The sequence below is a fragment of the Mycobacteriales bacterium genome, assembly GCA_036497565.1.
Taxonomy (GTDB): Bacteria; Actinomycetota; Actinomycetes; order Mycobacteriales; family QHCD01; genus DASXJE01.
Window position 1 is genome coordinate 1 of sequence record DASXJE010000008.1, and the last position, 5,643, is coordinate 5,643.

Here is a 5,643-nt window from a genome sequence, read left to right on the forward strand (position 1 = left end):
TCGACACGGCTCTACCTGTCCGGCGAGCGGGCGGATCAGGTCGCGGGCCTATGCGCCGGGACGGCGCTCGACGCCGCGGTCCTCGGCGACGACCCGACCGCGGCGTCAGCGATGAAGATGGTGTTCGCGGCCTGGACCAAGGGATCCGCGGCGCTGCTGTTGGCGCTGCGCGAGACCGCCCGCAACTACGGCGTCGACGAGGCGCTGGTCGCGCAGTGGTCGGACTCGCTCCCGGAGCTGCCGGCCCGCAGCGAACAGGCCCGCGCTTCCGCGGCCGCGAAGGGCTGGCGGTGGACCGGGGAGATGACCGAGATCGCGGCGACGTTCGCGGCCGCCGGCCAGCCCGACGGTTTCCACCGGGCCGCGGCGGCGGTCTTCGCCGACTATCCCCGGCCGGAGACCGGCTGACGCGTCAGCCGGAGCACCAGCAGTCGGCGAGGTGGTCGTCGACCATTCCGGTGGCCTGCATCAGCGCATAGGCGGTCGTCGGGCCGACGAACCGGAAGCCGCGTCGTTTGAGGTCGCGGGCCAATTCCGTCGACGTGGGTGTCGTCGCCGGGATCTCGGCGGTCGTCTCGGGCGGACGCGGCCGGGGCTCCGGCGCGTGCGACCAGAGCAGCGCGGACAGGCCGTCGGGCAGTTGCTGTGCGGCGCGGGCGTTGGCGATCGCGGCCGACACCTTCGCCCGGTTGCGGACGATGCCTGCATCGGCGAGCAGCCGCTTCTCGTCGGCCGCACCGAACTTCGCGACCTTGTCGATCGAGAAGTCGACGAAGGCACGGCGGAAGGCCGGCCGCTTGCGCAGGATCGTGATCCACGACAGACCGGACTGGAACGCCTCGAGGCAGAGCCGCTCGAAGAGCGCGTCGTTACCGCGCAGTTCCCGCCCCCACTCCTCGTCGTGGTAGGCGAGGTAGTCCGGCGCGGCGGTCGCCCAGGGGCAGCGACGCCGGCCGTCCGGGCCGAGCGTCGCCCGGCCGCCGGTCTTCGGGACGGTCTCGTCAGCCATCGTCGTCCTCCCGCCCGGGCCTGCTCGGTTCGTCGGCGTCACGGTCGGCCCGCCCGCCTCCGGTGCGCAGCGCGACGATCTCCCGGTCGCGCGCCTCCAGCGAGTCGGCCAGCTCCTCGAGCAGCCAGTCGACCTCGGTCATCCGGTAGCCGCGGAACACCACGGGGATCCGGAGCCCGCGCACGTCCCTGCCGGTGACCGGCCGGTCCTCTGGCAGGTGCAGCGGGGAGGCGTCGCGCGGCATCGGGGCCAGCTGCTCACCGCGACCGAAGACGAAGGACGCGATCAGGAACAGGACCCCGCCGACGACGATGATGCCGAAGAAGTAGGTCAGGAACGTGGCCACGAGGCGATCGTGTCACGCTGTGGGCCGACGATCGACAGCCGCTCCGCGACCCAGGGAGGGTTATGCCGCTGCGCCTGGGCAGCCGCACGTTCGACGACGACGAGCTCCTCGTGATGGCCGTGGTCAATCGGACACCCGACTCGTTCTACGACCAGGGAGCCACCTTCGCCTTCGAGGAGGCGCTTACGGCGACCGATGCGGCGGTGGCGTCCGGCGCGCAGATCGTCGACATCGGCGGGGTGAAGGCGGGGCCTGGCGAGGACGTCACCCCCGCGGAGGAGATCCGGCGTACGGCGGAGCTCATCGCGGCCGTGCGATCCCGCCACCGCGACCTCGTCATCAGCGTCGACACCTGGCGCGCCGAGGTCGGCGCAGCGGCGGTGCAGGCGGGCGCCGACCTGATCAACGACGCCTGGCAGGGCTTCGACCCCGGCCTCGCGCGGGTCGCCGCCGACACCGGGGTCGGCCTGGTGTGCACGCACGCCGGGCACCTGCCGCCGCGGACCCTTCCGCACCGGGTCCGCTACGACGACGTCACCGCCGACGTCGTGAGCACCGTCGTCGACCTGGCCGACCGGGCGCTCGCCGCCGGCGTCCGCCCAGACGGGATCCTCGTCGACCCCGGGCACGACTTCGGCAAGACGACCGAGCACTCGCTGCAGCTCACCCGCGAGCTCGACCGGCTGGTCGCCACCGGATGGCCGGTGCTGGTTGCCCTGTCCCGTAAGGATTTCGTCGGCGAGACCCTCGACCTGCCCGTCGACGAGCGGCTCGAGGGAACGCTGGCCGCGACGGCCGTGTGTGCGTGGCTCGGCGCCCGGGTCTTCCGGGCCCACGACGTACGGGCCACCCGCCGGGTGCTCGACATGGTGTCCTCGATCCGAGGCGATCGCGCGCCATCGGTCGCCCGCCGCGGCGTGGACTGAGCGGCTACTCCGGCGCCCCGTTGGCCGCGAGGATGATCTTCACGGCCTCGTCGACGTCGTCGGTGACGGTGATCAGGTCGAGGTCGGCCGAGCGGATCTTGTGGCCGGCCAGCGCCGTTCCGCGGAGCCAATCGATCAGACCCGACCAGTAGCTGGTGCCGAAAAGCACGACCGGGAACTGGGTGACCTTGCGGGTCTGCACCAGCGTCAGCGCCTCGAACAGCTCGTCGAGCGTGCCGAACCCGCCCGGGAGGATCACGAAGGCCTGCGCGTATTTGACGAACATGGTCTTGCGGGCGAAGAAGTAGCGGAACTGCAGCCCGATGTCGACCCAGTCGTTGAGTCGCTGCTCGAACGGCAGTTCGATGCCGAGCCCGACGCTGATGCCGCCGGCCTCCTGGGCGCCGCGGTTGGCGGCCTCCATCACCCCGGGCCCGCCACCGGTGATGACGGCGAACCCGGCCTCCGCGATGGCCCGGCCCAACTCCAGCCCGGACCGGTATTCCGGGTCGGTGCGGGCGGCCCGGGCGCTGCCGAACACGCTGACCGCTCGGGGGAGCTCCGCGAGCAGGCCGAAGCCCTCGACGAACTCGGACTGGATCCGCAGCACCCGCCAGGGGTCGGTATGCACCCAGTCGGCCCCACCGCGGCTGTCGAGCAGTCGCTGGTCGGTCGTGCCGGGTTTGACCTGGCCCCGGCGGAGCAGGACCGGGCCGCGGCGATGCTCGACCGCGCGTTCCGGCTCCTGGGGCACTGCATCACTCATGCAGATCACCGTAGTCTCGCGGTGCGGTGGCGGTTCGGCCCTTGCTCAGCTGCCGTTGAGGTAGGCGGCCAGAACGTGCTCGCAGTCACCGATCGGCCCGATCCGGACGTGTTCGTCGCGGGTGTGGGCGAGGTTGGGGTCGCCGGGGCCGTAGTTGACCGCCGGGATGCCCAGCGCGGCGAACCGGGCCACGTCGGTCCAGCCGTACTTCGCCGTCGGGTCCCCGCCGGCGGCGGCGAGAAAGGCCTGCGCGGCCGGTGCGCTCAGCCCGGGAAGAGCGCCGGGCGCAGAGTCGATCACGTCGACGTCGTACCCGTCGAAGACTTCCCGCACGTGCCCGGCGGCCTGCGCCTCCGAGCGGTCCGGAGCGAACCGGAAGTTCACGGTGACGGTGCAGGCGTCGGGCACGACGTTGCCGGCGACCCCGCCGTCGATGCGTACGGCGTTGAGGCCCTCGCGGTAGACGCAGCCGTCGAGGTCGACCGAGCGCGGCTCGTATCCGGCGAGCCGCTCGAGCACCGGCGCGGCGCGGTGGATGGCGTTGTCGCCGAGCCAGGACCGGGCGCTGTGCGCGCGCCGGCCGGCGAGTGTGACGACCGCGCGCAGAGTGCCCTGGCAGCCCGCCTCCACGGCTCCCGAGGTCGGCTCCATCAGCACAGCCAGGTCGGCGTCGAGCCATTCCCGGTGGGTCCGGGAGATCCGGCCGAGCCCGTTGCGCTCTGCCTCGACCTCCTCGTTGTCGTAGAAGACGAAGGTCAAGTCGTACGCCGGCTCGCGGAGGGTCGCGGCCAGCCGGAGCATCACCGCGTCGCCGGACTTCATGTCCGACGTACCGCAGCCGTGGATCACCCCGCCGTCGGTCCGCGACGGGACGTTGTCCGCGATCGGGACGGTGTCGAGGTGACCGGCGAGCAGCACCCGGCGGGGCCGGCCCATCGTCGTACGCGCGAGCACCGCGTCGCCGTCGCGGGCGACCCGCAGGTGCCCGAGGTCGCGCAGGGCCGCCTCGACCAGGTCGGCCAGTGGCCCCTCTCCGCCGGAGACCGACGGCACGTCGACCAGCGCCGCGGTGAGCGCGGCGCCGTCCAGCATCAGATCCAGATCCGCCACGCAGGTACCGTAACGGCGTGACGACCCAGAATGCTGCCTGGGGCTTCGGCCTGGCCACCGTGACCGACAGCGGTCTCGTCCTCGATGTCTGGTACCCACATCCCTCGCTCGGGACCCCGCCCCAGGGCGCGACGGCCCCGGCCGAGTTCACCGCGATGACCGGCCCCGACGGCGCCCGTCGGGTGCGCGTCGAGGTGGTCCGCACCGTGCTCCCCGACCTGGCGGCCGCGCCAGCCGACACCGCCGACGCCTACCTGCGGCTGCATCTGCTCTCCCACCGCCTCGCAGCTCCGCGTTCACTGTCCGTGGAGGGCATTTTCGGCGTCATGGCCAACGTCGCATGGACCGACCGCGGGCCCTGCGCCGTCGAGGATTTCGAAACAACCCGGCTGCGCCTCTGGGCGACCGGGGGCCCACCGCAGGTCTACGGCGTGGACAAGTTCCCGCGGATGACCGACTACGTGCTCCCCGCCGGCGTGCGCATCGCCGATGCCGACCGGGTCCGGCTCGGCGCGCACCTCGCCTCCGGCACGACGGTGATGCACGAGGGGTTCGTCAACTACAACGCCGGCACCCTGGGCCCGTCGATGGTCGAGGGGCGCATCTCGGCCGGCGTGGTGGTCGGTGCGGACTCCGACGTCGGCGGCGGCGCATCGATCATGGGAACCCTCTCGGGCGGCGGCACCGAGGTGATCTCGATCGGTCGCCGGTGCCTGCTCGGAGCCAACTCCGGTATCGGCATATCGCTGGGCGACGACTGCGTGGTCGAGGCCGGCTGTTACGTCACGTCCGGCGCGAAGGTGACGACGCCGGACGGTGACGTCGTGAAGGCCCGCAAGCTCTCGGGTCAGGACGGTCTGCTGTTCCGGCGTAACAGCGTGACCGGGACCCTGGAGGTCGTGCCGCGGGCCGGTCGGTCGGTCGAGCTGAACGCCGCGCTGCACGCGAACGACTGAGCGTCGGTGGCCACACGGGGGGCGCGCCGAGCGGTGCTACTGGCCGCATTACTGGTGCTGGCAGGCGCTGTGGTCGTGGTGGTGCGCGTCGTCGGCTCGTCGCCGCCGCCCGCCGCTCCCCTTGCGCGGTGCAAGGCGGTGGACACGCCGTACAGCCTGTCGACGGAGCAGGCGGCCAACGCGGCGACCATCAGCGCGGTCGCCATCCGCCGCGGGCTGCCGTCCCGCGCGGTGACGATCGCCCTCGCGGCCGCCATCCAGGAGTCGAAGCTGGTCAACCTCGACTACGGCGACCGCGACTCCGTCGGACTGTTCCAGCAACGCCCGTCGCAGGGGTGGGGGCCCGCAGTCAAGCTGCAGAACCCGGTCTATGCCACCGGCAAGTTCTACGACGCGCTGGTCAAGGTGCACGGGTGGCGGACCCGCCCGGTGACCCAGGTCGCACAGGCGGTGCAGCAGAGCGGCTACCCGCAGGCCTACGCGCAGTGGGAGCGCACCGCGGCGGCACTCTCCGACGCCTTCGTCGGTAC

8 protein-coding genes are annotated in these 5,643 nt (G+C 72.4%); 4 read left to right on the forward strand and 4 right to left on the reverse strand.

Features of this window, described 5'->3' with window-relative positions:
• Positions 1-408, forward strand: a 408-nt coding sequence (locus tag VGH85_00705) for a DUF1932 domain-containing protein (protein ID HEY2172311.1), incomplete at its 5' end; no start/stop codon positions are given.
• Positions 409-412: 4 nt separating this feature from the next.
• On the opposite strand, the gene VGH85_00710 is transcribed toward VGH85_00705, so the two are convergent.
• Together VGH85_00710 and VGH85_00715 are read right to left on the reverse strand one after the other, a co-directional pair.
• Positions 413-1,009 carry a DNA-3-methyladenine glycosylase I gene (locus tag VGH85_00710; GenBank protein HEY2172312.1) on the reverse strand — a complete coding sequence of 199 codons (597 nt, stop codon included), beginning with the start codon at positions 1,007-1,009 and terminating at the stop codon, positions 413-415.
• Entirely contained in the window at positions 1,002-1,355 is a 354-nt protein-coding gene (locus VGH85_00715; protein HEY2172313.1) for a DivIVA domain-containing protein, read from the reverse strand. Before VGH85_00715 ends, VGH85_00710 begins: the two co-directional genes overlap by 8 nt.
• Before the next feature lie 62 nt (positions 1,356-1,417).
• Here VGH85_00715 and folP point away from each other — a divergent pair, with 62 nt between their 5' ends.
• Positions 1,418-2,281, forward strand: a complete 864-nt coding sequence (gene folP, locus VGH85_00720; GenBank protein HEY2172314.1) for a dihydropteroate synthase — start codon at positions 1,418-1,420, stop codon at positions 2,279-2,281.
• A 4-nt stretch (positions 2,282-2,285) separates the two neighbouring features.
• On the opposite strand, the gene VGH85_00725 is transcribed toward folP, so the two are convergent.
• A complete protein-coding gene (locus tag VGH85_00725; protein HEY2172315.1) occupies positions 2,286-3,047 on the reverse strand; it encodes a TIGR00730 family Rossman fold protein in 762 nt (253 codons plus the stop codon).
• A gap of 45 nt (positions 3,048-3,092) precedes the next feature.
• Positions 3,093-4,139 (reverse strand): succinyl-diaminopimelate desuccinylase, encoded by a 1,047-nt coding sequence (gene dapE, locus VGH85_00730; GenBank protein HEY2172316.1) that lies wholly within the window; start codon positions 4,137-4,139, stop codon positions 3,093-3,095.
• 35 nt (positions 4,140-4,174) lie between these two features.
• On the opposite strand from dapE, the gene dapD reads away from it, so the two are divergent.
• Complete coding sequence (dapD, locus tag VGH85_00735) at positions 4,175-5,113, forward strand: 2,3,4,5-tetrahydropyridine-2,6-dicarboxylate N-succinyltransferase (protein HEY2172317.1); 939 nt, start codon at positions 4,175-4,177, stop codon at positions 5,111-5,113.
• Between the two features lie 6 nt (positions 5,114-5,119).
• A partial coding sequence (locus tag VGH85_00740) for a hypothetical protein (protein HEY2172318.1) occupies positions 5,120-5,643 on the forward strand: 524 nt, incomplete at its 3' end.

Bases quoted from the DNA above. Each gene is read 5' to 3' on its own strand.
- dapE (HEY2172316.1), bottom strand. From the start codon at position 4,139: ATGCTGGACGGCGCCGCGCTCACCGCGGCGCTGGTCGACGTGCCGTCG.
- VGH85_00710 (HEY2172312.1), bottom strand. From the start codon at position 1,009: ATGGCTGACGAGACCGTCCCGAAGACCGGCGGCCGGGCGACGCTCGGC.
- VGH85_00725 (HEY2172315.1), bottom strand. From the start codon at position 3,047: ATGAGTGATGCAGTGCCCCAGGAGCCGGAACGCGCGGTCGAGCATCGC.
- folP (HEY2172314.1), top strand. From the start codon at position 1,418: ATGCCGCTGCGCCTGGGCAGCCGCACGTTCGACGACGACGAGCTCCTC.